Source organism: Kitasatospora sp. NBC_01300, from assembly GCF_041435235.1.
Lineage (GTDB): Bacteria > Actinomycetota > Actinomycetes > Streptomycetales > Streptomycetaceae > Kitasatospora.
This window is the reverse complement of record NZ_CP108408.1, coordinates 520998-546471: the sequence shown is the minus strand read 5'-3', so window position 1 is coordinate 546471 and position 25474 is coordinate 520998. Positions and strand designations below refer to the sequence as shown.

The 25474-nt window shown below is 74.7% G+C and carries 15 protein-coding genes and 1 pseudogene; 7 read left to right on the top strand and 9 right to left on the bottom strand.

The features are described from left to right. Nucleotides 1-76 precede the first annotated feature (76 nt). Nucleotides 77-1738 carry an MFS transporter gene (locus tag OG556_RS02410; RefSeq protein ID WP_371515609.1) on the top strand — a complete coding sequence of 554 codons (1662 nt, stop codon included), beginning with the start codon at nt 77-79 and terminating at the stop codon, nt 1736-1738. Nucleotides 1739-1807: 69 nt separating this feature from the next. Here OG556_RS02410 and OG556_RS02405 read toward each other — a convergent pair whose 3' ends face one another. The 8 genes from OG556_RS02405 to OG556_RS02370 all read right to left on the bottom strand — a co-directional run bounded on the left by OG556_RS02405 (nt 1808) and on the right by OG556_RS02370 (nt 13172). Beyond that, nucleotides 1808-2620 carry a lysophospholipid acyltransferase family protein gene (locus tag OG556_RS02405; RefSeq protein ID WP_371515608.1) on the bottom strand — a complete coding sequence of 271 codons (813 nt, stop codon included), beginning with the start codon at nt 2618-2620 and terminating at the stop codon, nt 1808-1810. Next, nucleotides 2617-3459, bottom strand: a complete 843-nt coding sequence (locus OG556_RS02400) for a GNAT family N-acetyltransferase (RefSeq protein WP_371515607.1) — start codon at nt 3457-3459, stop codon at nt 2617-2619. Before OG556_RS02400 ends, OG556_RS02405 begins: the two co-directional genes overlap by 4 nt. A 361-nt stretch (nt 3460-3820) precedes the next feature. After that, a complete protein-coding gene (locus OG556_RS02395) occupies nt 3821-5200 on the bottom strand; it encodes a serine hydrolase domain-containing protein (protein ID WP_371515606.1) in 1380 nt (459 codons plus the stop codon). Between the two features lie 246 nt (nt 5201-5446). Further along, entirely contained in the window at nt 5447-6811 is a 1365-nt protein-coding gene (locus OG556_RS02390; RefSeq protein WP_371515605.1) for a M1 family metallopeptidase, read from the bottom strand. Continuing rightward, nucleotides 6808-10764: a Pls/PosA family non-ribosomal peptide synthetase gene (locus OG556_RS02385; protein WP_371515604.1), complete on the bottom strand. Its 3957-nt coding sequence runs from the start codon at nt 10762-10764 to the stop codon at nt 6808-6810. Before OG556_RS02385 ends, OG556_RS02390 begins: the two co-directional genes overlap by 4 nt. A gap of 416 nt (nt 10765-11180) precedes the next feature. After that, nucleotides 11181-12047, bottom strand: coding sequence for an NmrA family NAD(P)-binding protein (locus OG556_RS02380; RefSeq protein WP_371515603.1), 867 nt, complete (start codon nt 12045-12047; stop codon nt 11181-11183). After that, entirely contained in the window at nt 12044-12526 is a 483-nt protein-coding gene (locus tag OG556_RS02375; RefSeq protein WP_371515602.1) for a hypothetical protein, read from the bottom strand. The genes OG556_RS02380 and OG556_RS02375 overlap by 4 nt, the downstream gene beginning before the upstream one ends. 124 nt (nt 12527-12650) lie before the next feature. Continuing rightward, entirely contained in the window at nt 12651-13172 is a 522-nt protein-coding gene (locus OG556_RS02370; RefSeq protein ID WP_363373080.1) for a MarR family transcriptional regulator, read from the bottom strand. A 153-nt stretch (nt 13173-13325) separates the two neighbouring features. On the opposite strand from OG556_RS02370, the pseudogene OG556_RS02365 reads away from it, so the two are divergent. The 4 genes and pseudogenes from OG556_RS02365 to OG556_RS02350 form a co-directional block, all read left to right on the top strand. Then, nucleotides 13326-13601 (top strand): annotated as a pseudogene (locus OG556_RS02365) (TetR family transcriptional regulator C-terminal domain-containing protein); the annotation flags it as partial. A gap of 303 nt (nt 13602-13904) precedes the next feature. Continuing rightward, entirely contained in the window at nt 13905-15524 is a 1620-nt protein-coding gene (locus OG556_RS02360; protein ID WP_363585578.1) for an alpha/beta hydrolase, read from the top strand. 488 nt (nt 15525-16012) lie between these two features. Next, entirely contained in the window at nt 16013-17644 is a 1632-nt protein-coding gene (locus OG556_RS02355; protein ID WP_371515601.1) for an FAD-dependent oxidoreductase, read from the top strand. 79 nt (nt 17645-17723) lie between these two features. Continuing rightward, nucleotides 17724-17999, top strand: a complete 276-nt coding sequence (locus tag OG556_RS02350) for a hypothetical protein (protein WP_371515600.1) — start codon at nt 17724-17726, stop codon at nt 17997-17999. A 105-nt stretch (nt 18000-18104) separates the two neighbouring features. Here the strand turns inward: OG556_RS02350 and OG556_RS02345 are convergent, their stop codons facing one another. After that, nucleotides 18105-18830, bottom strand: a complete 726-nt coding sequence (locus tag OG556_RS02345; protein WP_371515599.1) for an ABC transporter ATP-binding protein — start codon at nt 18828-18830, stop codon at nt 18105-18107. 395 nt (nt 18831-19225) lie between these two features. Here OG556_RS02345 and OG556_RS02340 point away from each other — a divergent pair, with 395 nt between their 5' ends. Both OG556_RS02340 and OG556_RS02335 read left to right on the top strand, forming a co-directional pair. Continuing rightward, complete coding sequence (locus tag OG556_RS02340; RefSeq protein WP_371515598.1) at nt 19226-22525, top strand: FtsX-like permease family protein; 3300 nt, start codon at nt 19226-19228, stop codon at nt 22523-22525. Next, nucleotides 22522-25350 carry a hypothetical protein gene (locus OG556_RS02335; protein WP_371515597.1) on the top strand — a complete coding sequence of 943 codons (2829 nt, stop codon included), beginning with the start codon at nt 22522-22524 and terminating at the stop codon, nt 25348-25350. The genes OG556_RS02340 and OG556_RS02335 overlap by 4 nt, the downstream gene beginning before the upstream one ends. Nucleotides 25351-25474: the final 124 nt, after the last annotated feature.

Genomic DNA, 25474 nt, shown 5'->3' with positions numbered 1-25474 from the left:
AACACCGTTAGGGGCACTCTGTGCGTGCCGCACCATTCCCTAACGCCGTTAGGGGCCAGGAATCGGGAGGGTTCCCATGCAGGAGTCGAGCACCCGGCGCAAACGGCTCGCGCTACTGACGCTCTGCGTCACCATGTTCATGTCCATGCTGGACAACGTCATCGTCAACAACGCCCTGCCCCGCATCGGCCAGGACCTGGACGCCGGGATCAGCGGCCTGCAATGGGTCGTCGAGGGGTACAGCCTCGTCTACGCCGGGTTCGTGCTGACCGGCGGCGCCCTCGGCGACCGGCACGGCCGCACCCGGATGTTCCGGTTCGGCCTCGCGCTGTTCACGGTCGGCTCCGCGCTCGCCGCGCTCGCCGGAACGATCGGCCTGCTGGTCGGCGCCCGGATGCTGCAAGGCGTCGGGGCCGCGCTGCTCACCCCGGGCAGTCTCGCCCTGCTGCGCCACGTCTTCACCGACGAGCGCGAGCGCGCCAAGGCGATCGGCCTCTGGTCCGGGGTCTCCGCGTTGGGTCTGTCGATCGGCCCGGTGGTCGGCGGGCCGATGGTCGAGCACCTCGGGTGGGCCAGCGTGTTCTGGATCAACGTGCCGATCGGCGTGGCCGGACTGGTGCTCGCCGCCCGGGTGCTCCCGGACATCCCCCCGCGTGCCCGGCGGATCGACCTCGGCGGCCTCGTCCTCTCCGCCACGGGCCTCGGCCTGCTGGTCTACGCGCTGATCGAGGGGCCGACCCGTGGCTGGACGGACACCCGGGTGCTCCTCTGCGGCGCCGCGGCGATCGTGCTGTTGGCCGCCTTCCTGGTGCTCGAACTTCGGCTCGCCGAACCGATGCTGGAGCTGCGGCTGTTCCGCGACGGCGTCCTCGGCGGCGCGCTGCTCAGCGGCTTCATGGTCAGCTTCGGGATCTTCGGCGCGCTCTTCTTCCTGCCGCTGCTGATGCAGGGCCCGCTCGGCTGGTCCCCGTCCGACGCCGGCTACGCCGGGCTGCCGATGACCGCGATGATCGTCGTCGCAGCCCCGCTCTCCGGCCGGCTGACCTCGCGGTACGGGCCCCGGCTGCCGTTGGTGCTCGGTCTCGCGCTGTGCGCGGCGGGCCTCGGCGGGCTGTCCCTCTACGGCGGGCACGCCCACTACGTCGAGTACCTGTGGACCCTGTTCGCGATGGGCCTCGGGATGGGGATGACCTTCACCCCGGTGTCGATCGCGGTGCTCCAGCGGGTCTCCCCGGCGCAGACCGGGATGGCCTCGGCGAGCATCAACACCCTGCGCGAGCTGGGCGGCGTCCTCGGGATCGCGGTGCTCGGCGCCGTGCTGACCAACCGGATGACCGGCAGCCTGACCGCCGCCCTGCACCGGCTCGGTGTGCCGCCGGACGCCGTCGGCTCGATCGCGGACGCGCCTGCCGGGGCGGGGCACGGCGGTGGCGGCGCGGCCGCCGCGCTGCCCGGCCCGGTCCGGGACGTGGTGGACGGCGCCTTCATCGAGGGCCTCCACCTCGCGGCGCGCTGCGGTGCGGCCGCGCTCGCCGTCACCGCCGTCCTGGTCGCCGTCCTGCTGGGCCGGGCCCGCCCGCTCGCCCAGGGCGGCACCGGCCTCCCGGAATCGGCCCCCGACTCCGCGTCGGACCTCGGCCCCGGCCCGGACTCCGACCTCGGACCGGACTCCGACCCTGGCCCCGACCTCGACCCGGACCCCGGTCCGGAGCCGCTGGCCGAGGCCCGGACGGTCTGACCGACCTGACCGGTCCGGCCGACCTGATCGGTCCGACCGGTCCGCGTGCCGACGCCACCCGACGCCGCGTCAGCGGATGCCCTCGACCGCCGCCTGCGCCGTGCGGGCCAGCTCCCGGCGCGCCCCCGCCCGGGTGGCCTGCGGCGCGGGCGGCGGAATCGGCGGCAGGAACGTCACGTCGGCGACCAGCCCGCGCACCGCGACCACCCGGGCGAGCGAGGTGAGCAGTCCGTCGTCGCCGACGAAGGCGGGCACGCTGGTCGGCCGTCCGTCCGCCAGCCGGTAGCGGATCGTCACCGGCTGGACGAAGGCGCCCGCCTCCACCGCCGCCTGGAACAGCGCGGGCCGGAAGCGGCCGCTCTCCCGCCCGCACCAGGTGGAGCCCTCCGGGAAGACGATCACCGGCCGGCCGGCGCGCAGCACCTCGGCCACCGCCGCCACGGTGCCGGGCAGCGCGCGCAGCCGGTCGCGGTCCAGGAACACGGTGCCGCCCCAGGCGATCAGCGGCCCGAGCACCGGCCACCGGCGGACCTCGGTCTTGGCCAGTGAGCGGCCCGGGCGGCCCGCCGCGATCAGCGGTATGTCCAGCCAGGACACGTGGTTGGCCACCACGAGCGTCCCGCCGCCGAGCGCGCCGCCCGGCGTCCCGAGGTGGACGGTGACCCCGAGGGCGCGCAGCAGGACGCGCGCCCAGAGCCGGATCAGCCGCTCCCGGGTCCCGTACGGGAGGAGGCGCAGGGGCAGGCTGAGCAGCACGCCCGTCAGCACCGCCGCCAGGCAGGCCGCCAGCCGCAGCGCCCGCCGGGGGTGCGAGACGGCGGGCGCCGGGTCGGCCAGGCAGGTCTCGGGCCGGCAGGGGGCCGTCGGCAGCCAGACGCTCATGACGAGGCGCCGAGCGGCCGGGCGGGCAGTCCGGACAGGAAGTGCCGCAGGTAGCGCGGGTCGGTGCGCTCCAGCGAGAGCAGCACGTACAGGTCGACGCAGTCGAAGTCCGGGTCGTACGCGGGCTCGCCGCAGACCCAGGCGCCGAGCCGCAGGTAGCCGCGGAGCAGGGCGGGCAGCGCGCCGCGCTCGGCGCGCGGCACGCCGGTGGCGTCCCAGCGGCATCGCGGGGTGACCCGGTACTGCTCGGGCGCCAGGTACTTGGCGCTGACGGTGTCCCAGACCCGGGCCGCGGTGGCGCCGCCGTCGTCCAGGGGGATCGAGCAGCAGCCGCCGACCCAGGTGTTGCCGGTGTCGGCGAGGTACCGGGCGATGCCGCCCCACATCAGGTTGATGACGGCGCCGTTGCCCCGGTGGTCGGGGTGGATGCAGGACCGGCCGAGTTCCACCAGGCCCGGACGGACCGGGGCCAGGGCGGAGAGCTCGAACTCGCCGTCGGAGTAGAGCCGTCCGGCCCGCCGGGCGGCCTCGGGGCGCAGCAGCCGGTAGGTGCCGACGACGGCGCCGTGCTCGCCCTCGCGGACCAGGAGGTGGTCGCAGTACTCGTCGAAGGGGTCGACGTCCAGGCCGGCGACCGGGCTGTGCAGGACGGCGCCGAGCTCGGCGGCGAAGACCTGGTGGCGCAGCCGCTGGGCGGCGCGCACGTCGTCGGCGTCGCGGGCGAGGGAGACGGTGTAGGCGGCCGGGGCCGGGGCCTGGGTCCGGCGGGGGGCGGGCACGGCGGGGGCGTCGTGGGTGGGGGCTACTGCGGTCGGAGCGTACGTGGGGACGGTGGTCATGGCGGACCCTCCAGGGCAGCACGATCGGCGGCGCCCTGGATCGCCAGGGCACCGGCCCGGCCCGCAGGCGTTGGGCCTGCACGCGAACCGGTCCCCGTATATCTCTCCGAGCCGGTTGGCATCCATGTTGCGGCGCGGCGGAGCGCAGATGTGCAACTGCTGAATGGGACCACCCGTCGCCTCCCGGTCATCTGCCGGGCACCGGGCGCTCGCCCGCCGGGGGTGGACAGCCCGGGCGCCTGTGCGCCCGGGCCTGCCAACGTTCCCCGGGATTCCCCCGGAACCACCGTGGACGGGTGCGATGTTGCGCGCGACCGGCGTGCTCCGCCAGGGCGCGCCCCCGGCGGAGTCCGGACACGCCCTAGAAGGCCTGCCAGCCCTGCGGGTCGACGTCGCCCGGGATGACGGGCGCGGGGCCGTAGGGTTCGCGGGTCAGGACGAAGGAGCCGAGGTCCAGGTGGCTGACGGTGCCGTCGGCGGCCCGGACCACCCGCAGGGTCTCGCCCGCGTAGTAGTTGTCCAGCCCCGTCCAGGTGCCGTCCGGCTCGGCGCGGAAGCGGGAGCTGCGGGCTCCGCCGACGAGCGAGGTCAGTTCGAGGCCGCGGTCGGCCCGCAGCCGCAGGGCCTGCGCCGAAGTGCCCCAGTACCAGGGGCCGGTGAGGGCCAGCAGCTCCTCGTCGACCTCGGGCAGCGGGCGCCAGGGCTCGGGCAGCCGGGGCTCGTGCTCGGCGGTCAGCGTGATCAACTGGGTGGCCACCAGGGTGGTGCCGGCGCCGGTGGTGGCGTTGGACAGGGCGATCGCGGCCAGGCCGTCCTCGTCGCTGACCCACAGTGCGGCGGTGAAGCCGGGCATCGAGCCGGTGTGGCCGTACAGCACCCGGCCCTGGTGGCGGCGCAGCTGCAGGCCGAGGCCGTATCCGGAGGTCCAGGTCGTGTCGTCGGGGCCGGTGGCGGGCCGGCGCATCTCGGCGAGCGAGTCGGCGGCCAGCACCTTGTCGTCCCCGGCGGCGAGGAAGGCCGCCCAGCGGGCCAGGTCGGCGACGGTGGACCAGAGTTGGCCGGCCGGGCCCATCAGCCCGGTGTCGGTGAGCGGCTCCGGCAGCATGACGTCGGCCCACGGGTGGACGGCGAAGCCCCCGGCGTGCGGGTGCTCGGGCAGCAGGGTGGTGCGGTCCATGCCGAGCGGCGCCAGTACCTCGCGCCGCAGCACCTCGCCCCAGGGCTCGCCGCGCAGCCGCTCGACCAGTGCGCCGAGCAGCGCGTAGCCGGGGTTGGAGTAGTGGTGGAGGCGCCCGGCCGGGTGCTTGATCGCGGCGCCGGGCTCCAGCAGGTCGTCCAGTCCGGGGCGCAGGGAGCCGTCGGTCCGCTCCCACCAGGGCCCGGGCGTCTCGGCGGCGAGCCCGGCGGTGTGCGCGAGCAGTTGCGCGACGGTCGCGCCGTCGGCCGGGGTGCCGGGCAGGTGGCGGGCGAGCGGGTCGGCGAGGTCGAGCAGGCCCTCGTCGCGCAGCCGCAGCACGAGCACGGCGACGAAGGTCTTGGTGAGCGAGCCGATCCGGTACTGGACGTCGGGGGTCGGCGCGTGTCCGTCGATCATGCTGCGGGCGCCGCTCCAGACCAGCCGGCCGTCCCGGACCACGCCGGCGGCCAGCGAGGGCGTGCGCCCTTCGGCCTGGGCGACGGCGATCCGGTGCAGCAGGGCGCGGCGGGTGGTCGGCAGCAGTTCGTCGGACTGATCGGTCATCTGATCCTCTGAATCCTTCGGCGCGGTCCGGCGGGGGAGGCCCGTCGGCGTGGTCTGCCACGAGGCCCGCCGACGAGACCGCCGGCGGGGGCCGCCGGCCGGCACGGACGGGCGACAGACGCACCCAACCTAGCCAGGCCGCCCCGAAGGATCCACCCGTTATCTCCGCAAACGCACCGCGCTGTCGCCCCCGCGATCGCCCCGCGAGCGTCCAGTGAACGCCCCGCGCTGTCGCCGCCGGGCCGGTCAGCCCGGCAGCGGCGGGAGTTCGGGCCGCTGCAGCCAGGCCTCGAAGACCGGCGCCAGCGGGGCGGTCGTGTACCGGGAGGCGTGCGCGAGCAGGTCGGCGGTGCCGACGACACCGTGCCGGTGGACGCTCGTCCAGTCCCGCAGCATCGCGAAGAAGGCGTCCTCGCCCAGCGCCCGCCGCAGCGCGTGCACGGCGAGGCCGCCGCGCTGGTACAGCCGGTCGTCGAACATCAGCCTGCGGCCCGGGTCGGCGAGCCGGAGGTCCTGCGGGAGCCCGGCCAGCAGGCCGTGCGCGGCGGCGGCGTGGGTGGCCGCGGCCGGGCCGCCGGCGTGCTCGGACCACAGCCACTCGGCGTACTTGGCGAAGCCCTCGTTCAGCCAGATGTGCCGCCAGTCGGCGATCGTCACGCTGTTGCCGAACCACTGGTGCGCCAGCTCGTGGGCGATCAGCCGCTCGCGCTGCCAGCCGCCGCCGAGGTGGTTCGTCCCGAAGGTGGCGACGCCCTGCGCCTCCACGGGGACGTCCAGTTCCTCGTCCGCGACGACCACCGCGTACTCGCCGAACGGGTACGGCCCGAACACCTCGCCGAAGTACGTCATCATCTCCGGCTGCCGCCCGAAGTCCCGGGTGAACGCGGGGACCAGCCGCTCCGGGACGTAGCCGGTCTGCGGCACGGCCGGGCGGGCCGCCAGCGGGACCGGCCGGTAGTGGCCGATCGACACCGTCACCAGGTACGGCGAGGTCGGCGCGCTCTGCTCGTACACCCAGGTGGTGCTGGACGCCCGGGTGGTGCGGGTCAGCAGCCGGCCGCTCGCCAGCACGGTGAACGGGGACGGCGTGGTGACCGCGATCTGGTACGTCGCCTTGTCGGCGGGCCGGTCGTTGCACGGGAACCAGGACGGCGCGCCGATCGGCTGGCTGGCGACCAGCGAGCCGTCGGTCAGCTCCTCCCAGCCCAGGCCGCCCCACGGGCTGCGCACCGGGCGGGGGTTGCCGGTGTAGTGCACCTCGACGGTGAACGCCGCCCCCGCCGCCAGCGCCCTGGCCGGGCGGATCCGCAGCTTGCCGGCGCGGTGGGTGTAGCGGGCGGCCTTGCCGTCGACCAGCACCCGCCCGATCCGGAACTCGGCCAGGTCCAGCGCGAACTCGGCCAGCGCCGCGTCCGCCACGGCGCTCAGCCGGGCCGAGGCCGCCAGCCGGTTCGGCCCGGGCCGGTAGTCCAGCACGAGTTCGTAGCGGTGGACCCGGTAGCGGTGGTCGCCGCTGGCCGGGAAGTACGGGTCGGGGGCGCCGGCGGCCGCCGGGACGTGCTTGGGCTTCACGGGGGCGGGCACTTCCTGCGGGCCGGGACGGGTGGTCATGACGTGGGCTGCCACGCCTCGATGGGGTTGCCCAGCCACCGCGTGTCGGCGGGGACGGACTCGGCGCGCATCACCAGCGAGGCCGGGCCCAGCGTGCTGCGCGCGCCCACCGTGCTGCCGGGCAGCACGATGCCGCCCGGGCCCAGGGTGGCGCCCTCGCGGAGGACCACAGTATCCATCCGCATGATCCGGTCGTGGAAGAGGTGCGTCTGCACCACACAGCCCCGGTTGACGGTCACGCCGTCCCCGAGGGTGACCAGGTCCGCCTCCGGCAGCCAGTAGCTCTCGCACCAGACGCCGCGGCCGACCCGCGCGCCGAGCGCCCGCAGCCAGAGGTTCAGCACCGGCGTGCCCGGCACCGCGCCGACCAGCCACGGCACCGCCAGCACCTCGACGAAGGTGTCCGCGAGCTCGTTGCGCCACACGAAGCTGCTCCACAACGGGTGCTCCACCGCCCGGAACCGGCCGACCAGCAGCCACTTCGCCGCCACCGCGACCACGCAGGCCACCGCGCCGGCGCCCAGCAGCACCAGGCCCGAGAGCAGCGCGGCCGCGCCCGCCGACCAGGAGACGGCCAGCCGGGACAGCACCGCGACGGTCAGCACACCGAGCGCCCCCGAGGCGAGCACCGGCAGCAGCCGGGCCAGCTCGACCAGTCCGCGCGCCCAGAGCAGCCGGGCCGGCGGCTCGTAGGTCAGGCTCTGGTCGGCCTCGTCCGCCGCGCGCGGCAGCCGCATCGGCGGCATGCCCAGGTACGAGCCGCCCTTCTTGGCCTTCTCCGGCGTCGCCGACAGCACGCCCACCAGGCCCCGCTTGGGCACCGCCCGGCCCGGCGCGGTCATTCCCGAGTTCCCGAGGAACGCCCGCTCGCCGACCTTCGCCTCGCCGAGCCGCACCCAGCCGCCGCCCAGCTCGTACGGCGCGATCAGGGTGTCGTCGGCCAGGAACGCGCCGTCGCCGACGGTGGTCAGGCTGGGCAGCGCCAGCACCGTGGACACCTCCGCGCCCCGGCCGACTCTCATCCCGAGCGCCCGCAGCCACAGCGGCGTGACCAGCCCCGCGTACAGCGGGAACAGCACCTCCCGGGCCCCGTCCATCAGCTGGGTGACGGTCCACGCCTGCCAGCCGACCCGGCCGTGCAGCGGGTGCACCCCGGGGACCAGACCGCGGCTCAGCAACCGGACGGCGGCCACCAGCTGCGCCGCGTACACCGCGCCGTACGCCAGGGTGGCGGGCAGCAGGCCGAGCAGCGCGCCGCCGAGCGCCGCGCCGAGGTCGTCGCCCTGGTGGACGAAACCGGCGAGGACCGCGAGCCCGGCCAGCGCGGGCGCCACCGGGAGCAGGCCGAGCGCCGTGCCGCTGGCACCGTAGAGCGCGGCCCAGAAGACCCGGTGCGGCGGGCGCTCCTTGGGCCACGCCCGCTCGACGCGGCCCAGCTTGACGGCGGGCGCGCCGCCCCAGCGCTGGCCGGTCGGCACGTGCCCGGTGACGCTGGAGCCGGGCAGCACCTGGGCGCGCTTGCCGACCCGGGCGCCGGGCAGCAGGGTCGAGCGGGTGCCGACCACGGCGCCGGAGCCGACCTTGACCTGGCCGACCTCCAGCCGGTCGCCGTCCAGCCAGTAGCCGCACAGGTCCACCTCGGCCTCGACGGCGCAGCCCCGGCCCAGCTTCAGCATCCCGGTGACCGGCGGCAGCGAGTGCAGGTCCACCTCGGGCCCGACCTTGGCACCCAGCGCCCGGGCGTAGCGGACCAGCCAGGCGCCGGACAGCGCGGTGGCGCCGCTGAGCTCGGCGAGCCGCTCGGCGGTCCAGAGCCGCAGGTGGACGGCGCCGCCGCGTGGATGGCTGCCCGGGCGCAGGCCGCGCAGCAGCAGCCGGGCGCCGCCGGCCGCGATCGCCAGCCGGCCTGCCGGGCTGTACAGCGCCAGGGCGCCCGCGCCGACCGCCCACCAGGAGGCGGTGGGCGCCCACGGGTAGTCGCCGAGGTGGGAGAGCAGGTTGCCGGCCGCCAGCAGGGCGACCGTCCAGCGCAGGCCGACCACGGTGAACAGCGGGATCAGCAGGAGCAACTGGAGCAGCTTGGCCCTGGTCGGCACCAGGGCGATGGTGCGGGCCTGGCCGCCCTGGGCGGCGGTGCGCTCCAGGTGCCGGGCGAGCTTGCGCAGCGTCGGGTGCTGGTAGACGTCCAGCACGGCGGCGTTCGGGTAGCGGGTGCGCAGCAGCGTGGTGAGCCGGGCGGCGGCCAGGCTGCCGCCGCCGATGCCGAAGAAGTCGTCGCGCGGACCGCTCACCGTCACACCGAGGATCTCGGCCCACTGCTCGGCCAGCCAGGCCTCGGTGCCGTACAACTGCTCGCTCGGCCCGGCGTTCTCCAGCTCGGGCAGCGGCCAGGGCAGGGCGGCCCGGTCGACCTTGCCGGAGGTGCGGGTGGGCAGGGCGTCGACCGGCGCGAGCAGCGGCACCAGGGCGGCCGGCAACTCGGCGCGCAGCTTCTCGACGGCCTGCTCGCGGTCGAAGCCGTCCTGGACGACCAGGTAGCCGACCAGCAGTTGGTTGCCGCCGCGCGCGGTGCGGACGGCGGCGGCCGCGCCGGCCACGGCGGGCAGGGCCTGGAGCGCCGCGTCGACCTCGCCGAGTTCGATCCGGCGCCCGCCGAGCTTGATCTGCTCGTCGGTGCGGCCGAGGAACAGCAGGCCGGCCGGGTCGGCCTGGACCAGGTCGCCGCTGCGGTAGGCGCGCTCCCAGCCGAGCGAGGCCAGCGGTGCGTACTTCTCGGCGTCCTTCTCCGGGTCGAGGTAGCGGGCCAGGCCGACCCCGCCGATCACCAGCTGGCCGGTGCCGCCGACCGCGACCGGCTCGCCGGCCTCGTCGACCACGGCGAGGTCCCAGCCGTCCAGCGGCAGGCCGATCCGGACCGGGCCGTCGCCGGTCAGCAGCGCGGCGCAGGCGACCACGGTGGCCTCGGTGGGGCCGTAGGTGTTCCAGACCTCGCGGCCCTCGGTGACCAGCCGCTGCACCAGCTCCGGCGGGCAGGCCTCGCCGCCGAAGATCAGCAGCCGCACCTCGTTGAGCGCCTCGGCCGGCCAGAGCGCGGCCAGCGTCGGGACGGTGGAGACCACGGTGATCTCCTGCTCCGCCAGCCAGGGGCCGAGGTCGGCGCCGCTGCGCACCTGGGAGCGGGGGACGGGCACCAGGCAGGCGCCGTGGCGCCAGGCCAGCCACATCTCCTCGCAGGAGGCGTCGAAGGCCACCGACAGGCCGGCCATCACCCGGTCGCCGGGGCCGATCGGCTCGTCCTGGAGGAAGAGCGCCGCCTCGGCGTCGACGAAGGCGGCGGCGTTGCGGTGGGTGACGGCCACGCCCTTGGGGCGGCCGGTGGAGCCGGAGGTGAAGATGATCCAGGCGTCGTCGGCCGGTGTGGGGCGGGGGCGGTGGTCCGCGGTCGTCTCGCCGGGGTGGGGCGCCGGGCGTTCGCGGTGGACGGTCAGCGCGCGGTCGGCGCCGAGTACCGCGGCGACGCCGGCCTCCCCGAAGACCAGCTGGGCGCGCTCGTCCGGGTCCTCGGCGTCGACCGGCACGTAGGCGGCGCCGGCGGCGAGTACGGCGAGGATCGAGACGTACAGGTCGTTGGTGCCCGAGGGGACCCGCACGCCCACCCGGTCGCCCGGGCCGATCCCGGCGGCGGCCAGCCTGCGGCGCAGCTGCTCGACCTCGGCGGCCAGGGCGCGGTAGCCGAGCACGGTGCGCCCGTCGTCCAGGGCCGGTTCGTCGGGGTGGGCGCGGACGGTGGCGTCCAGGACGTCGACCAGGGTGCGCGGCGCGGCGGCCGGACGGCCGGGGAAGAGGGCCTGCGGCGGTGGGGCCTGCGGCGGCGTGGCGTGGGGTGGTGTGGCTCGGGGTGGTGTGGCTCGGGACGGCGTGGCGGACTGCTCCGTGCTCGGTTCAGCTGTCATGGCAGCCCGTACGCTCCTCGTCCTCGCCCCGTTCCGACTGATGCCCGGCCCTTCGGGGCGGTGGGAGCACTCGCCTGACCGGGTGACCCCACTCCGGGGCCGGAGCGGACAACCCGACTGATGGTAGCCCCGGGTGCGAGGCGCCGTACGGCCCGCCACCTGGCTCAACTAGGCCGGAAATGGCCTGAGCTGACGTTGCGTCAGTCAACAACTGGGTGGGCGTGGCAGTCATGTGACTGGATGTCAGTCGAATTGACGGATCGTCAGGCCGAATTCTCGATCGTGATCCACGCCACAGCGAATGCTGCTCCTTTCGGGTGGCGGGCCCGGCCTCCGGGCCTGTTTCCGGCCCGGCGGCCGGGCCCGCCATGGTGTCCGCGTGGTCTCCGCGTGGCGCCCGAAGGGTGTCGGAGCGGTCAGCGGAAGCGGTGCAGGGACTCCTGGAGGAACGCCTCCAGGGTGCGCGGGGCGCGCCCGGTCAGGTGGGCGAGGGTGTCGTCGGGCGCCTCCCGGCGGACCACCGCGAGCTGCTGGATCTCCACCACGTGGGAGGCCAGCCAGGGCGGCATCCCGGCCCGCTCGACCAGGTGGGCGTGCAGCCCGGCCGGGGGCAGGTCGAGGTAGCGGACCGGGCGGCCGAGCAGCTCGCCGAGCAGTCCGGTGAGCTCCGGGTAGCTGTACGCCCGGCCGCCGGTGAGCGGATACGTTGCGCCGGCGAGCTCCGGGCGGGTGAGCACCTCGGCCGCGGCGTCGCCGATGTCCCGGGCGTCGACGTAGTTGCAGCGGGCCTGGCCCATGGCGCCGTGCACCACCCCGGCGGCGGCGATGCCGGGGGCCAGCAGCAGCAGCTTCTGCATGAACGCGTACGGCCGCAGCACCGTCGCGGTGACGCCGGACGCGCGCAGGCGCTCCTCGACCAGGTGGTGTCCGCGCGAGACGGCCACGGGGGAGTCCGGTTCGGCTGCGGGTGCGGAGATCTTGACGATGTGCTCCACGCCGCTCTCGACCGCCGCGTCGATCGCGGCCAGCTCGTGCTGGACCTGGTGCGGGCCGTTGGCCATGGTGAGGAAGAGCTGGTGCGCGCCGCGGAAGGCCGCGCGCAGGGAGTCCGGGTCGGCGGCGTCGGCCGGGAGCGTCTTGGTCAGCGCGAGGGTCCGGTCGTCGAGGCCGGCCGCGAGGCGGGCGGGGTCGCGGCTGAGTGCGCGGCTCGGTGCACCGAGGGCGGCGAGGCTGCGCAGGGTGGCACCGCCGGTGGCGCCTCCGGCGCCCATGACGACGATCATGAGGTCTGTCCTTCCGGTCGGGTGGAGAGTCGGTGCTGCGGGGGTCGGGTCCGGCGGCTGCCGCGCCAGCGCCAGGTGATCACGGTGGCCGCGATCGCCGACGAGACCGGCAGGTCGATCGGAAGGCGGCTGGGCCAGGGGCTGGTGGCGAGCCCGTGGATCTGCGGCAGCCAGTGCGCGGCCGCGAGGCCGACGGCGAGCGCGACGGCCGCGGCGGCCAGGCCGAGTGCGGGGGCCAGCAGGGCACGCGGTGCCCGGCCGTCCGGGGAGCGGTCGGGCCGGCGTCGCAGAACGGAGCCGAGCAGGGTGGCGACGACGGCCGAGGTGCCGCCGATCGTGGTGGCCGCGGCGATCATCAGCTGCGGCTGGTGCGTGACGGCCCCGCCGATGCCGGCCATCACGGCGGGCATCGCGTAGGCGACGAGGACCTCCCGCCACAGGGTGAAGGGGGGTGGTGCGCCGGATGCTTTCTTGCTCATGGGCTTCTCCTGCGGAGGTGCTGGGGTGAAGTGATTAGGTGGCTAACTATTAGTGCTTAGGTGCCTAACTATTGGGTCGTGAAGTCGGCGGGCCGCCTTGCGCGGCCCGCCGTTCCCGCTCGGGTCAGTCGGCGGTCAGCGCGTCGGCGCCCTCGACCACCCTGGCCAGGAGGTCGAGGAAGGTGGCGCGCTCCTCGACCGAGAGCCCGCCGACCAGTGCCTGCATCCGGGCGAAGTGCTCGGGCGCCAGATCGCGCAGCCGCTGCGCGCCGCGTGCGGTGAGGACCACCACGTTGGCGCGGCCGTCCTCGGCGGACGGGCGGCGGACCACCAGGCCCTCCCGCTCCAGGCCGTCGACCAGGCCGGTCACGGTCGCCCGCGAGACGCCGAGGCCAGCCGCGAGCTGGGAGGGCGACTTCTCGCCGCCGTGGTCCTCCAGGTCGGCCAGCAGTCGGTAGCGGCCGGTGGAGAGCCCGAACCGGGCGAAGTGCACCTCCCCGGCCTGGCCGATCCGGGCGCCCGCCGCCATCAGCCGGGCCGCGACCAGGATCGCCTGCGGGTCGGCCGTGAGGCCGTAGCGGGCGATCTGGCGGCGGGCCTGATCGAGGGTGGGAGCGCCGCTGCCGGCGTCGGGGCGTTGCGTCATGAAAGTAATATGGCGCCTCATCAGTTTCCCGGTCAAGTCGGCGGCCCCTCCGGGGTGCGGGTGCCGCCGGTGTGCTGGCGCCGCGCCGCCGCTTCGACCACCTCGACGACTCCGAGGGCGGCGCGCGCATCCCGTTGGCGGCCGGTGGGATGCCGGCGGCGCTCGCTCGCGCGGTACGCCTGCGCGGTGGAGAGCGTGCGCGACCCCGAACTTCGGGAGATCCTCGTCCCCCGCGAGAACGCGGCGCGCGCCGCCGTCCGCACGTTCCTGGCCGACCAGGGCGTGCCCGACCCCGACGGGCGGACCGCCACCCTGCTGGCCTGCGTCGACGGACTGGTCTTCGACCGGCTGGTAGGAGGCGGGGAAGTCCGCGTGGACGAGATCCAGGGGCTGGTGGCGGCTGCGCTGTGCGGGGCGGTCGGACGGTAGGGCGTTTCTTCGAACTCCCGCCACTCGGAAGGCAGTTTGAAAAGGCGCTCTCGGCGGGGTGTGGCGGCCTCGCCGCGCGACGTGCCGTAGGGCTGTGCTCCGGCGGCCCGGATGCGGCGGCGACCGTGGTGGTGGCTCGGTGGTGACGGGCACTCAGGTCAATCAACCGTCAAGTTGGTTCATTCACAGAATAATCCGGTCGCAAAGTGGACGGCATCGAAACATTTACGCTGCTTCCAGGTCTTCACATGGAGATCTCAGGCTGACAGGCTGGGGCCGCCCTTTCAGTACTGAGGAGGTTCCTTGTCCCGTATATCCACGCTGGCCGGAGCGGTCACCTGCGCCCTCGCCCTCGTCACCGGTAGTGCTGTCGCGGCATCGGCAGCGCCGATAGACCTGGCGCCGGGTGCGGCGGCCGAGGCGAAGGTCGCCGCTGTCAACTGGACCCCGTGTAACCCCGACCCGAGCAAGCCGGACCCAGGCATCTACGACTGTGCCGTGTACCCGGTTCCGCTGGACTATGACAACCCGTCGGGTGAGAAGATCGGCATCGCCATGATGCGCCGGCGGGCGAGCGACCCGTCCAAGCGGATCGGCTCGCTGTTCCTCAACCCGGGCGGCCCGGGTGGTAGCGGCTACCTGTGGGCGACCACCACCCGGTTCGGTACCGAGGTGCAGTCGCGCTTCGACCTGGTCGGCTTCGACCCCCGTGGCGTGGCCCGGAGCAACCCGCTCAAGTGCTTCAAGACCCAGGAGGACGCCGACGCGGTCAACGGCCGCATGGTCGGCGTGCCGGTCACCAAGGCCGAGATCAACGAGACGCTGGACGCTGACCAGGACTACACCGACGCGTGCAGCAAGAACGCCGGCCCGCTGATCGAGCACATGTCGACCATCAACGTGGTCCGCGACCTCGACCGGATGCGCCGCGCCGTCGGCGACTCCCAGCTCAACTTCGCCGGGTTCTCCTACGGCACCCTGATCGGCGCGACCTACGCCGGGATGTACCCGAACAAGGTGCGCACGATCATCGTCGACGGCAACGTCGACCCGAACCTGCGCCTGCACGACGGCCTGGAGTACGACCGTCAGCGGGCGGGCGGCTTCGAGCTGGCCCTGGACGAGTTCCTGAAGCGCTGCCAGGCCGCCGGCGCCCCGCGCTGCGCCTTCGGCGAGGGCGACACCCGGGCCAAGTTCGACCAGCTCCGCGACCACCTGCGGACCAGCCCGGTCACCCTGCCGAACGGTTCCCAGGTGACGCTGAGCACCTTCACCAGCGAGGTGGCCAGCGCGCTGTACTCGCAGGCCAAGCTGGCGCCGCTGGCCAAGTCGCTGCAGGCGACGTACCAGCTGGTCCAGAAGCCGGCCGCGAACACCCTGATGGCGCCGAAGGCGACCGTCTCGGACGACGACGCCAACATCCTCGCGGTGAACGCCCCGCGGGCGCTGCGCGAGGCCCCGGCCGACTCCGAGTACACCGCCGACGACTCCTACATGGGCGTCAACTGCCAGGACAAGCCGTACCCGTCGAACGACCGGGTCTTCCCGAACGTCGCCAAGGCCTGGGAGAAGGAGTCGCCGACCTTCGGCCGCTACCAGGCCTTCGACGCGCCCGCCTGCGCGAGCTGGCCGGCCCCGGCCCGGGACGCCGAGCGCTTCAGCGGCCCGTGGAACAAGAAGACCTCGAACACCGTCATGGTGATCGGCAACCTCTACGACCCGGCCACCCAGTACAAGTTCGCCCAGCGGATGCAGCAGCAGCTGGGCAACGCCGTGCTGGTCAGCGTGGACTCGATCGAGCACTGCGCCGTCGGCCGCAGCCAGGCGCTGAACGCGCTGGTCACCCGCTACCTGGTGGACGGCACCGCGCCGAAGCCGGGCCAGCTGCTGAAGCCGGACGCGGCGATCTTCCCGGCGGCCTGACGGGGCTGAGCGGCCTGACGGGACCGAGCGGTCGGCCGGTGCCGGCCCGCGCGGCCCGCAAGGCCCGCCCGGCAGGACTGGCCGGTGGGCCCCGGAGGCCTGAGGTACGTGTGAACGGATGTGGTGGTCGGCGGCGCCGGCCACCACATCCGCGTTTTCCGGCCGAACCCCCGGAGGACGGCGCGAACGCGGACGGCCGTGCGAACGCGGCTGACGGCGCGAACGGGAAACGCGGCGTGAATACGGCGGTGGATCGCCATCAGGCCCTCCTCGGGAACGAGTTTTTCTCGGATTCTTCTCGGATGTCGGGGACCGTAGCCGATACCACTGACAATCGGCCGCCGGGCCCGCAGCGGCCTGGGACCTGCGCTGATTCGCCGAAATTGACGTACTGTCACACTAGTTCGTTAAAGGATTCCCACCCTCGAATACCTGTGTTAGCGTGCCGCCGCCAGCTTCTCTCATCGCCGAGAAAGTGAGGTCGGGCCATGGAGGGCGCATTCTCCCGACGGGGATTCCTGGGCACCGCCGGTGCGGCGGCGGCCGGGCTCTCCGCCGGCTCGACGGGCACGGCGGGCACGGCGGCCGCGGCCGGAGCGCGCCGGGAGCTGCCGGAGGGGCGGTCGGTCCGGCCGGGTGATCCCCGCTACCGGACGCTCGGCCAGGGCTTCAACCAGCGCTGGCGCAGCAGCCCCGCCTACATCCGCCTGGTGGCCGACGAGGCCGACGCCGTGTGCGAGTTGAACCGGGCGTTGGACCACGGGCTGCGGCCGACCGTCCGCGGCGGCGGGCACTGCTACGAGGGCTTCGTCGACAACGACGGGGGCGTCATCCTCGACCTCGGCATGATGCGGGGCGTCGCCGCCGCCACGGACAAGCTCGGCCGCCCGACGTACTGCGTGGAGGGCGGGGCCACCAACTGGGACGTCTACACCACGCTCTTCCGCGCGTACGCGGTGACGCTGCCGGCCGGGTCCTGCTACTCGGTCGGCGCGGGCGGGCACATCTGCGGCGGCGGGTTCGGCCTGCTCTCGCGGCGGCACGGGCTCACCGTGGACCACCTGGTCCAGGTCGACGTGGTCACCGTGCGGGGCGGCACCGCCGTGGTGACCAGCGCGCACCGCGACGACGGCGAGGGCTCCCCGGAGGCGGACCTCTTCTGGGCCCACACCGGGGGCGGCGGCGGGAACTTCGGGGTGGTGCTGCGCTACCACTTCGCGGTCGGCGTGCCGGAGCCGCCGCCCCGGGTCTGGCTCAGCAGCGTCGCCTGGCCCTGGGGCGAACTGGTCGAGCGGCCCGGCGACTTCGAGACCCTGGTGCGCAACTTCGGCGCCTTCATGGCCGAGCACAGCGGCCCGCAGGAGCCGACCTACCAGGGCCTGTTCGCGATCCTCAAGCTCACCCACCGCTCCAACGGGAACGTCGTCCTGGTGAGCCAGTGGGACGGTGACGACCCGGCGCCGCTCGACGCGTTCCTGGCGGCCGTCGAGCGCGGGATGGTGACGCGTTCGGTGGTCCAGACCCACAGCGCCGGCGGGCTGTTCCTGCCCTACCCGGAGAAGCGTCGCCAACTGCCCTGGTTCCAGGCCACCATGACGCTCAACCCCTCGGGCGACAACCAGCGCGGCAAGTACAAGTCGGCCTACCACCGCGAGCCGTTCAGCCGGGCCCAGATCGCCACCTTCTGGGACTGGCTGGTGCGGGACGTCGAGGGCGTGGACCTCACGAAGACGCTGGTGCAGATCGACTCCTACGGCTGCCGGATCAACACCCGCGGGCCCGCGGAGACGGCCGTCCCCCAGCGCGACTCGATCATGAAGCTCCAGTACCAGACGTACTGGACCGACGAGGCCCAGGACGCCGACCATCTGGCCTACCTCGGCGGGCTCTACCGGGACGTCTACCGGGAGACCGGCGGCGTCCCGGAGGTCGACACCGCGACGGACGGCGCCTACGTCAACTACCCGGACGTCGACCTGGGCACGGCCGGCCAGCCGGACCCGGCCTACCAGCGGCTCTACTACAAGGGGAACTACCCGCGGTTGCAGCGCACCAAGGCGTACTGGGACGGCGCGGAGGTGTTCCACCACGCTCAGTCGATCACCCTCCCCGGAGCCTGACCGCGGCCTGACCGCGGCCTGACCGGGAGGGGGCCCGCCACCGGATGCGCGAGCCGCCGCGAGGGCGCAGGGTCGAGGTATGAGCGGAGTGGTCGTGCTGGTCGAGCTGGAACCGTCCACGGAGGTGCTGGACGCGGGCGAGGTCGACGTGGGCGCGCGGATCCGCTGGGTGCACGCGGCGCCGCCGGATCCGGACGTGCCGGAGGATCCGGGGCCGGTGACGTTCTGCGGACACGACACGGCGGACCTCGAACGGGAGCCCTACCGCCCGGCCGGGCCCGGCGAGCCGTGGTACCCGCCGTCCCAGCGCACCCGGCGGTGCCGAGCCTGCGAGGCGGTGCTCAAGGTGCCCTGAACGGGGGCTCGCGGAGCGTGTCCGGTTCCACCGGCCGCGCCGGGGGCGCGCCGGCCCGCCCGCTCGGACCGGATCGGACAGGCCGGTGCACCCAGGTCCACCCCTCTACGCGGCCGGCGTCGCCGCCTCCTCGAGGATCCGCCCGTCACGCAGCTCGATCACCCGGTCGGCGAGCTCCATCAGCGTCGGGTCGTGGGTGGCGACCACCACGGTGACGCCCTCGCTGCGGACGACGGCACGCAGCAGCTGCATGATCGAGCGGCCGGTCTCCGAGTCCAGCTGGCCGGTCGGCTCGTCGGCGATGATCAGGCCGGGCTCGTTGGCCAGCGCGCGGGCGATCGCGACGCGCTGCTGCTGCCCGCCGGAGAGCTCGCCGGGCCGCTGGTTGGCCTGGTCGGCGAGGCCGACCAGGGCCAGCAGGGTGTGCGCGCGCTCCTCGCGTTCGGCGGCCGAGACCTTGCGCAGCCGCATCGGCACGCCGACGTTCTCGGCGGCGGTGAGCATCGGGATCAGCCCGAAGGACTGGAAGACGAAGCCGATCCGCTCCCGCCGCAGGGCGAGCCGGCCGTCCTCGTCCAGTTCGGCGAGGTCGGTGCCGTCCAGGGCGATGCTGCCGGAGGTCGGGGCGTCCAGGCCGCCGACGAGGTTGAGCAGGGTGGTCTTGCCGGAGCCGGACCGGCCCTTGAGCGCGGCGAGTTCACCGCGGCCGACGGTGAAGGAGACGCCGCGCAGCGCGTGCACGGTCCGCTCGCCGGTGCCGAAGCTGCGCCGGAGGTCGGTCACGGCCACCATCGGGGCGTCGGTGGTGGCGGTGGCCTGAGGCTGCGTCATTGAGGCTTCCCCCTGTGTGTGTCTACCCAGTGTCTACGGACGGGCGGCGCCACGGGTTCACGGTTTCGGGCGGCGATTTCCGGGGTGCGGGTCGGCGTTCCCAAAGGCGTGCTGTGGAGCCTGAGTTATGAAATGTTCATGGCGTTCTGGCGGGCGCCCGGAGTGCGGGAGGCCGCCAATGCAAGGAATTTGCTCATTACTTACTTGTTAGCGCAAGTCCCTTCCGTTCCTGGATCGAATCTGACAGAGTCGTCCGCTATCCGGTGATCAAATGCCGGTGATCATTGCGTCGATGTGCCCTAAGTGTGTCTATTCGTAACCGAGTTGTGACCAGATCGGATCGATGGACCAGGCTGGGACGCAACCTGGGGACGTAAAGACCGGGGAGGAACTTGATGCTCGGCTTCGTCGTGCGCCGACTGCGCGGGCGACTGCCGCTGGCTGCCGCCGTGCTGCTCGCAGTGCTGATCACCACGGCCGTGCTGACCGCGCTGGTGGCATTCAACCGCAGTGTGGGCGAGGCCGGCTTGCGGCAGGCGCTCCAGGGGGCAGGCCACGCCCGGACCACGGTCGTGGTGACCGCCGAACACGGGCTCGACCAGCGCGCGAAGGACGAGGCGGAGCTCGCCGCCTACCGCGGCAGGCTCTTCGGCGACCTGCCCGTGCACACCGACAGCCTGATGCGCAGCCGCTCCTTCGGCCTGCCGGGCGGCGGCGCCCCCACGACCGCGGGCGGCCCCGGCGCCCAGCCCGACCTGACGGTCCTCGCCGACCTCGACCGCGACCGGACCCGCCTGCTCGCCGGCGCGTGGCCCGCCGCGGCCACCGGCCCGGTCCAGACCGCCGCCCCGCAGGTCGCCGTCCCGCAGACCATGCTGGCCCGGCTCGGCCTCACCGACCAGGCCCTGCCCGCCGACGTACAGGTGGCGGACCGCCTCGACGGCAAGCCGCTGACCATCCGCGTCACCGGCGTCTACCGGGCCGTCGACCCGACCGCCGCGTACTGGCGCATCGACCCGGTCGGCGGCCACGAGGTCGAGGTCGGCGGCTTCACCACCTACGGCCCGATGCTGGTCGACCAGAGCGCCTTCACCACCGGCGGGCTGGTGCAGAGCAGCCGCAGCTGGCTGCTCGACGCCGACTTCGCGGGCATCGGCCGCTCCGCGGCGGAGGCCATGGGCAACCGCTCCCAGGGCCTCGCCGACGACCTGCAGACCCGCGCCAGCATCAGCTCGCGGACCGAACTTCCCAACCTCATGCGCGAGTTGTCCTCCAGCATGATGGTCGCCCGGACCACCCTGCTGATCGGCGCCCTCCAGCTGACCGTGCTCGCCGTCGCGGCGCTGCTGCTGGTGGTCAACCTGATCGCGACCCGGCAGACGGCCGAGAACGAGCTGCTCGCCGCCCGCGGCGCCTCCGGCGCCCGGCTCGGCACCTTCACCGCGACGGAGTCGCTGCTGCTCGCCCTGCCCGCCGCGCTGCTGGCGCCCCTGCTGACCCCGTTCCTGGTCCGCGCCCTGGCGGGCTTCGGCAGCGACCACCAGGTGCCCCTGGACACCGGCGTCAGCTGGTCGCTCTGGCCGATCGCCGTGCTCTGCGCCTTCGCCTGCGTCCTGCTGGCCAGCCTGCCGAGCCTGCTGCGCGGCGCCGGAGCCGCCCTGCGCAGCCGCTCCGGCCGCCGCCAGGCCCTGGTCTCCGGCATCGCGCGCAACGGTGGCGACCTCGCCGTGCTCGCCATGGCCGTGCTCGCCTACCAGCAGCTCAGCCAGTACGGCGGCGGGCTGTCCACCGACTCCTCCGGCCGGCTCGGCGTGGACCTGCTGCTGGTCGCCACCCCGACCCTGGCGCTCTGCGCCGGCACCCTGGTGGTGCTGCGCCTGCTGCCGCTCGCCGCCCGGCTCGGCGCCCACGTGGCCGCCCGAGGCCGCGGCCTCGGCCCGGCCCTGGTCGGCTGGCAGCTGGCCCGTCGGCCCGCCCGCGCCACCGGCCCCGTGCTGCTGCTCGTGATGGCCGTGGCCACCGGCGTGCTGGCGCTCGGCCAGCACGCCACCTGGACCGCCTCCCAGCGCGACCAGGCCGCCTTCAGCACGCTCGGCGGCCTGCGGATCTCCGCCTCCCACAACGCCCTGATGGGCCAGGGCGGCCGCTACGGCGCGCTGCCCGGCGGCGACCGGCTCGTCCCGGTGGTGCGCGAGGACCAGTCCCTGCCCAACGGCAAGGGCCAGCTGCTCGCCGTGGACACCTCCGCCCTCGCCGAGCGCGTCCCGGTCCGCCCCGACCTGCTCGGCGGGCGCACCCGCGAGGACGTGTTCGGGCCACTCGCCCAGCCCGCCCCCACCGGCCCGCAGGCCGGCCTCGAACTGCCCGGCCACCCGCTGCGGATCGACGCCGAGGTGACCGTCCAGCAGCCGGAGCAGGAGATGAAGCTGCCCAACGGCTCCAGCCGTCCGGCGGTCCACCCCGAGGCCAGGCTGCTGGTGCGCGACCGCTTCGGCGTGATCCACAAGGTCGCGTTCGGCTCGCTCCCGCTGAACGGCGACGCCAAGGTCTCGGCCTCGCTGACCACGATGGTCGACGCCCCGCTCGGCTCGGCCGCCGCGCCGCTGACCGTGGTCGGCGTGATCGTCTCCTTCGGCGACCGGTCCGACGGCGAGCTGACCGTCCGCCGGCTGTCCGCCTCCGACAGCGCCGACGGCCCCGCGACCGCCGTCCAGGTGCCGGCCGGCTTCGGCTGGACGGCGGCGGTGCCCGCCGTCCGGGCCACCGGGGACGTGGTGGCCGGGCCGGCCGCCAAGCTCGGATCCGAACCGGCCGGTGCCGACAGCCTGTTCAGCATCCGCTACCGCTTCGCCAACGGTCTGGGCAGCGACCTGCTCCGCGCCGTCCTGCGGCCGGCCGGGACGAGCGTGCCGGAGACCCTGTCCGGCGTCGCCACCCGCGACTACCTGAAGCTCGTCGGTGCCTCCGTCGGCGACACCCTCAAGGTGCCGTTCAACGGGAGCGTCCTGCCGGTCAAGGTCGCCTCGACGGTCGACGCCCTGCCGACGGCCGGCCCCAACGCGCTCATGGTCGACCTCGCCACCACGGCCCGGCTGATGGCAGCCCAGGGCAGCGAACTGCCCAACCGCGCCGAGTGGTGGCTGCCCGCCACCGGCCCCGGCGACCGGACCCCCGCCGAGGCCGCCGCCGCCCTGCGCGCCGCCCCCGGCACCCAGGACGTCCAGCTCTACGAGGAGGCCTCCGAGGCCCTCCTCAGCGACCCGGTCGGCGCCGCCCCGCAGAGCGCGCTCATGGTCATCGCGGTCGTCACCGGAGTGCTCGCCGCGATCGGCTTCGGCGCCGCCGTGGCCGCCTCCGCCCGCGAACGCTCCCGGGACTCCGCCCTGCTGCTCGCCCTGGGCGCCCGCCGCAAGCAGGTGACCCGCACCATGGCCGCCGAGCAGGCGCTCCTGGTCGCCCTCGGCGGGGCCGTCGGGCTCGGCCTCGGCACGCTGCTCGTCCACCTGATCGTGCCGTTCGTCGTGCTGACGCCCGCCGCCACCCGCCCGACGCCCGAGGCGCTGATCGAGCTGCCGTTCGGCCAGGCCCTGCTGCTCACGGCCGCGATCGCCGTCGTCCCCCTGCTGTCGGCCTTCCTCATGGGACGCCGTCGTCGGGACGTGGCTGCCCGGCTGCGCCACGTGGAGGAGATGTGACCACCAAGGCCGGCCCCGCCGTGCCCACCTCTTCGCCCGAGTCCGAGCCCGAGTCCGAGCCCGCGCCCGCCCAGGGCCCCGCGCCCTGGGTCCGCACCCGGCTGCGCGCGACGCCGATGGCCACCCTGCTCATGGCGGCGCTCGCCTTCGTCACCGTGTTCATGGCGGCGGCCTTCCCGCGCGTCGTCGACCGGGGTGCCGACAGCGCCCTGCGGGACTTCGTGCGCCAGACGGGCGTCAACGCGACCAGCCTGCAGGCCACCGCCGAGCCGACCCTGATCCAGTCGGCCGCCGACCTCGACGACGTGCACCGGAAGCTGACCGCGGAGATCGGCCGGAACCTGCCGCTCACCGAGACCAGCCAGCTCCACGGCAGCCGGGCCAAGTCCCCGCGCAAGATGTTCAACGAGGGCTACGCCCGGCTCTCCGACCATCAGCCGGAGCTCAGCCTGCTGTACGTGAGCGGTCTCAAGGACCTCGTGACCCTCACCGACGGCGTGTGGCCGGGCCCCGCGCCGGAGGGCGCGCCGCTGCCGATGGTGATCAGCCAGAAGGCCGCCGAGACCATCGGCGTCAAGCTCGGTGACGTCATCGACAACGGCAGCGACCTGACCGGCGGCAACCGGTCCACCGTGGTCGGCTTCTACCGCGTCAACAACCCCACGGACCCGGTCTGGGACGACGTCGGCTGTCCCGCCCGCGCCTGCCTGGAGGGCCAGGGCCAGGCGCTCTTCTGGGGCACCACCGGCTTCGTCGGCGACAGCGGCCTGCACCAGCTGGTCCTCTGGGGCAACGGCGGCGTGGACTTCTGGCGGCTGCCCGTCGACTCCGCCGCCCTGCGCGCCGACCGGCTGGCCGAGGCCCGCGCCACCGTCAGCTCCTACCTGGTCGGGCGCGGCGCCACCACGCTCGCCAACGCGGTCGGGCGCCCGGACCTGCACGTCACCTCGCTCCTGCCCGACGTCTTCACCCGGGCCACCGCCCGCTACGACGCCGCGGCCCCGCTGGCCGCGATCGGACCGGCCGGAGTGGCCGGGGTGGCCGTCGTGGTGCTGTGCCTCGCGGCGGCCCTCACCGCCGACCGGCGCACCGCCGAACTCCGGCTGCTCCAGGCCCGCGGCGGCTCGCGCGGCGGCATCCTGCTGCGCCTGCTCGGCGAGGGCGTGGCGACCGTGCTGCCCTCCGCCCTGCTGGGAACGGCCTTCGCCCTGGTGCTGCTGCCCACCCCCCGGTGGGGCAACGCCCTGCTCACCGCCCTGGCGGTCGCCCTGATCGCCGTGCTGGCCTTCCCGGCGCGCGCCGCCGTGCTGCTGTCCCCGCCGAAGGCCGTGGCCGGCTGGCGCCGACTCGTCGGCGAACTCGCCGTCCTGGGCGTCACCGCCGCGGCCGTGGCCGAGGTCCGCCGCCGCGGCGTCGCCCCCGGCAACGGCCTGGACCCGCTGCTGGTGGCCGCCCCGCTGATGCTCGCCCTCACCGGCGGGCTGCTGCTGGCCCGGATCCAGCCGCTGGTGGTCGGCTGGCTGGCCGCCCTCGCCGGGCGCGGCCGCGGCCTGATCGGCTTCCTCGGCCTGGCCCGCGCCGCCCGCGACAGCTCGGGCCGCCGCCGGCCCTCCGCGCTGCCGCTGCTCGCCCTGGTGATCGCCGTCACCACGACCGGCTTCGGCGCCACCGTGCTCGACACCGTCGACGGCGTCCGGCTGCGCGCCGCCCGGATCACCACCGGCGGCGACGCCTCCGTCTCCCTGCCGGTCTACGCGACCCTGCCGGAGGCGTTCACCGAGGCCGCCGCCGAACTGCCCGGCGTACGGGCCGGGACCGGGGTCTGGGTCGAGCCCGGGGCCTCCTTCATCGGCGCCGGCAGCGAGCGCACCGCGGCCGTCCTCGTGGTGGCCGAGCCGAAGGCCTACGCCGAGATCGCCCGGACCCTCAAGGTGGGCGAGTTCGACCCGGCGGCGCTCGCCGGGGCCCCGGGCGGCCCGGACAGCCCGGTGCCGGCGCTGTTCAGCAGCGGCCTGTCCAAGCAGCCGGCCGACGGCCCGGCCCGGCTGCGCACGCCCAACGGGGGTGAACTGCGCGCCACCGTCGCCGGGATCGTCACCGGCACCCCCGCCCTGCCGGACCCGGGCAAGCCGTTCGTGGTCGTGCCGGTCGGGCCCGCCTCCGAGCGCCTGCCGGAGCTCAAGCGGACGAACAAGTGGCTCTCCGTCGGCGACGTCGGCGCCGGCCAGGTCAGGAACCTGCTGCTGGACCGGGGCCTGACCACCGCCACGGGCCTCGCCAAACTGGTCCGGGACGAGGCCCTGGCCGCCGGCAAGGGCACCTACGGGCTGCCCCCCGGGTACACGGTCCGCAGCAGCCACGAGGTGGCCGCCGCGCTCGCCGCCGACCCGCTGCAGCGCTCCGCGGAACGCCTGTTCTGGTACTCGGGTGCCGCCGGCGCCGGGTTCGCCCTGCTCGCCGTCCTGCTGACCCTGGTCCGGGCCGCCCCCGAGCGCACGGCCCTGCTGGCCCGGCTGCGCACCATGGGCCTGCGGCCCCGGCAGGGGCTGGCGCTGATCATCACCGAGACGCTGCCGCAGGCCCTGGTGGCGGCCGTCGGCGGCGGACTGGTCGCGCTGGCGGCGGTCGCACTGCTCGGGCCGGCCTTCGACCTGTCGGCGCTGGTCGGCGCCGACATCGGCGACGCGCTGACCCCCGTCCTGCTGCCGGTGCTGCTGCCCACGGCGGGCCTGGCGCTGGTGGTCTGCCTCGGGGTGGTCCTGGAGACGGCCGTCTCCGGCCGGCGCCAGATCGCCACCGAACTGCGGGCGGGGGACCAGCGGTGAGGGCGGGAGGAGCGGTACGGGCCGCGACACCGGCGCAGGCCGCCGGGACCGTGGGGACCGTCGAGGTCATCGAGATTTTCAGGACCATCAGGACCGTCAGGACCTTCAGGACCGCCAGGACCTC

Excerpts from the sequence above, each read along its gene's own strand:
- OG556_RS02390 (WP_371515605.1), bottom strand. The coding sequence starts at position 6,811 with ATGACCACCCGTCCCGGCCCGCAGGAAGTGCCCGCCCCCGTGAAGCCC.
- OG556_RS02395 (WP_371515606.1), bottom strand. The coding sequence starts at position 5,200 with ATGACCGATCAGTCCGACGAACTGCTGCCGACCACCCGCCGCGCCCTG.
- OG556_RS02355 (WP_371515601.1), top strand. The coding sequence starts at position 16,013 with ATGGAGGGCGCATTCTCCCGACGGGGATTCCTGGGCACCGCCGGTGCG.
- OG556_RS02385 (WP_371515604.1), bottom strand. The coding sequence starts at position 10,764 with ATGACAGCTGAACCGAGCACGGAGCAGTCCGCCACGCCGTCCCGAGCC.
- OG556_RS02400 (WP_371515607.1), bottom strand. The coding sequence starts at position 3,459 with ATGACCACCGTCCCCACGTACGCTCCGACCGCAGTAGCCCCCACCCAC.
- OG556_RS02340 (WP_371515598.1), top strand. The coding sequence starts at position 19,226 with ATGCTCGGCTTCGTCGTGCGCCGACTGCGCGGGCGACTGCCGCTGGCT.
- OG556_RS02370 (WP_363373080.1), bottom strand. The coding sequence starts at position 13,172 with ATGACGCAACGCCCCGACGCCGGCAGCGGCGCTCCCACCCTCGATCAG.
- OG556_RS02350 (WP_371515600.1), top strand. The coding sequence starts at position 17,724 with ATGAGCGGAGTGGTCGTGCTGGTCGAGCTGGAACCGTCCACGGAGGTG.
- OG556_RS02410 (WP_371515609.1), top strand. The coding sequence starts at position 77 with ATGCAGGAGTCGAGCACCCGGCGCAAACGGCTCGCGCTACTGACGCTC.
- OG556_RS02405 (WP_371515608.1), bottom strand. The coding sequence starts at position 2,620 with ATGAGCGTCTGGCTGCCGACGGCCCCCTGCCGGCCCGAGACCTGCCTG.
- OG556_RS02345 (WP_371515599.1), bottom strand. The coding sequence starts at position 18,830 with ATGACGCAGCCTCAGGCCACCGCCACCACCGACGCCCCGATGGTGGCC.
- OG556_RS02380 (WP_371515603.1), bottom strand. The coding sequence starts at position 12,047 with ATGATCGTCGTCATGGGCGCCGGAGGCGCCACCGGCGGTGCCACCCTG.
- OG556_RS02375 (WP_371515602.1), bottom strand. The coding sequence starts at position 12,526 with ATGAGCAAGAAAGCATCCGGCGCACCACCCCCCTTCACCCTGTGGCGG.